The organism is Variovorax sp. 10L426 (genome assembly GCF_056395305.1).
The window spans coordinates 1-363 of sequence record NZ_JBFTJF010000148.1 but is presented as its reverse complement, the minus strand read 5'-3'; the positions used below and the strand labels follow the sequence as shown (position 1 = coordinate 363).

The window sequence follows — 363 nt, the reverse complement described above, 5'->3', positions numbered from 1 at the left end:
GTCGTACACGCTGTATTCGGAATGGCTCAATGACATGACCGGCATGCGCTCCACCGGCATCAACTACAAGGGGGCGGGCGATGCGATCAACGTGACGCTCTCCGGCACCGTGGACTTCGCGGTGGTGGACGCCAGCGGCGCCATCGAGCTGGTGAAGAGTGGGAAGCTGCGCGCGCTGGCGTACACAGCCCCGCAGCGCACCCACCTGCTGCCCGATGTGCCGAACGCGCAGGAGGCGGGCATTCCGCAGTTCCTGGCCTACAACTGGGTGGCTGCGGCGGTCTCGGCCAAGACGCCGCCGGAGCTGGTGCGCCGCTGGGCCACGCTGTTCCACCAGGCGGCAGAGACACCGGAACTCAAGGA

The 363-nt window shown here is 67.2% G+C and carries 1 protein-coding gene; it reads left to right on the top strand.

Features of this window, described 5'->3' with window-relative positions; translation table 11 throughout:
• Positions 1-363: tripartite tricarboxylate transporter substrate-binding protein (locus AC1DHL_RS30200; protein WP_478164395.1), on the top strand; the 363-nt coding region annotated here is incomplete at both ends.